This is a genomic window from Paraburkholderia sp. EG286B, from assembly GCF_040965655.1.
GTDB lineage: Bacteria > Pseudomonadota > Gammaproteobacteria > Burkholderiales > Burkholderiaceae > Paraburkholderia.
In genome coordinates this window covers 1-2,412 of the sequence record NZ_JBFRCF010000093.1, presented here as the reverse complement: position 1 = coordinate 2,412, position 2,412 = coordinate 1, and the positions used below count along the sequence as shown (strand labels likewise).

Below are 2,412 nucleotides of genomic sequence, written 5' to 3'. Positions count from 1 at the left end.
ATGCGGATACTGCTTGTCGAAGACGACCCGATGATTGGCGAAGCTGTCCAGGCTGCGCTGAAGGACGCCTCGTACGCGGCAGATCGCGTCACGGACGGCGCGCTCGCGCTGACCGCGTTCGCCGCGCAGCGCTATGACCTGATCCTGCTCGACCTCGGCCTGCCCGGCCGGGACGGCCTCGATGTGCTGGCCGGCATCCGCGCGAAGGGCAGCGCGGTACCGGTCATCATCATCACCGCGCGCGACGGCCTCGACGACCGCCTGCGCGGGCTCGACGGCGGCGCCGACGATTACATCCTCAAACCGTTCGAAATGGCCGAACTGCTCGCGCGGATTCGCGTGGCGATCCGGCGTCAGGTCGGCTCGGCCGCGCCCGTGCTGAGCAACGGCATCGTGTCGCTTGACCCGGCGACACGCGAAGTCGCGGTCGGCGCGTGTGCGCCGATACCGTTGTCGAACCGCGAATTCTCGTTGCTACGCGCGCTGCTCGTACGCCCCGGTGCGATCCTGTCGCGCAGCGAGCTCGAGGACCGCATCTACGGCTGGGGCGAGGAAGTCGAAAGCAACGCAGTCGAAGTCCTGATCCACTCGCTGCGCCGCAAGCTCGGCAGCAGTGTGATCAAGAACGTCAGAGGTGTCGGATGGATGGTGTCAAGAAACGGCTGAAAGAATCGATCCAGTTCCGCCTGTCAGTCGCGCTCTCGGTCGCGATCCTGGTCGTCGCGACCGCGGCGGCGGCCTTTTCGTTCTCGTCGGCGTACGTCGAGGCGCATGAATTCCAGGACGACGTGCTGCGTCAGATCGCGACGCTGCTCGATCGTCAAAGCGCGCCGATGTCTGCTTCGCCGACCGGCAGCGCCACACACACGCCCGAAAGCGACGAAGCACCACGCGTGATCGTCGAACCGCTGAAACGCGACGGGGCGCCGCTTGCTGCCGGCGACCGGCGACTCGCCGGTGCAGCGACGCTGCCTGACGGTTTCCATACGCTCGATGCGGACGGTCAGACGCTGCGCCTGCTGATTCGCACGCTCGCGAACGGCGAGCGCATCGCAGTCGCCCAGGATGCGGGCGTGCGGGATGACACCGCGCGCGAAGGCGCATGGCGGACAGCGATGCCGCTAATCATCCTGCTGCCGATTCTGCTGCTGGTCGTCGCCGATCTCGTACGCAAGATGCTGCGGCCGGTCGCGTCGCTGTCGGCCGAAATCGACGCGCGCAGCGAGCACGACCTGCAGCCAGTCGAGACCGATCACGTGCCGGTCGAGATGCGGCCGTTCGTCGTGGCGATCAACCGGATGCTCGGACGTGTGGCACAGTCGGTCGATGCGCAACGCCGCTTCGTCGCCGACGCGGCGCACGAGCTTCGCTCACCACTCACGGCGATGTCGCTTCAGGCGGAGCGGCTTGGCGAAACGGATCTGCCGGTCGACGCACGCGCGCGCCTGACCACGCTGCGCGGCGGCCTTGAGCGCAGCCGCAAGCTGATCGAGCAGTTGCTCGCACTCGCAAGGATACAGGCGAAGCCAGCCAAGCCCATGCAACCGGTGTCGATCCATGCGACCTGGCGGCGTGTGCTCGAAGACCTGATGCCACTTGCTGAAGCGAAGCATATTGATATCGGCGTCGAAGACGGGCCGGATGTGCGAGTGAGCGTCGACAGCATCGAATTGACGACACTGATCAGGAATCTCGTCGACAACGCGATTCGCTACACGCCAGACGGGGGACAGGTCAATCTGGCCGTCCGGGAGACAGGAAGCCAGGCGCTGTTGACCGTTGCCGACAACGGCCCAGGCATCGCGCCGCACGAGCGTGCTCGTGTGTTCGACCCGTTTTATCGCATCCCGGGTAACGAGCAGATCGGCTCAGGGCTCGGACTGGCAATCGTCCGGACGATTGCCAACCGGATGGATGCCGAAGTGAGTCTGGCGCCCACCGACACGCATACGCAACACGGCTTGCGCGTGTCGGTGCGGATTCCATCGCAGTCTCGCTGATCTCGCTGGGAGCGCACATCTTCCCGTATCCATCAGTCCGTACTCGGAGTGTCGTCAACATTCGGAATGTTTAGATTGACCCGGGCGGCGAGCGCTGATGGCCGCAAAGCCACGGACTTGATGAGCGGCCAATCAGCGATCTGACGTCCTCGAACAGGGAGTTGGGAAGTAACTGTGTCATGGATGAAGCCCGGTATGGGTGGCTTGGGTCGGCACACACGGCACGTTCCCGGGAAACGCCGACCGGGCGGAACACCCCGGTCCGCGGCAGCACGATTCTCTCCGCGTCGCGGAGAGAATTCTCGGCCACCACCGGTCACTCCGTAAGCGCGCCATCCTGATCAGAAAAGGCCGCCCTGCCGCGTGTCCCGCGCCGGGGGCAGCGACGCCCGGGCGCGCCGGGCCGCCGCAC

2 protein-coding genes are annotated in these 2,412 nt (G+C 65.8%); both read left to right on the top strand.

The window, feature by feature from the left end; all coding sequences use genetic code 11:
* On the top strand, window positions 1–666 hold a 666-nt coding region (locus AB4Y42_RS43750), incomplete at its 5' end, for a response regulator transcription factor (protein WP_368697822.1).
* Window positions 642–2,000 (top strand): sensor histidine kinase, encoded by a 1,359-nt coding sequence (locus tag AB4Y42_RS43745; RefSeq protein ID WP_368697821.1) that lies wholly within the window; start codon window positions 642–644, stop codon window positions 1,998–2,000. The genes AB4Y42_RS43750 and AB4Y42_RS43745, both read left to right, overlap by 25 nt.
* Window positions 2,001–2,412: the final 412 nt, after the last annotated feature.

Coding starts and splice junctions, on each gene's coding strand:
- AB4Y42_RS43745 (WP_368697821.1), top strand. CDS start 642: ATGGATGGTGTCAAGAAACGGCTGAAAGAATCGATCCAGTTCCGCCTG.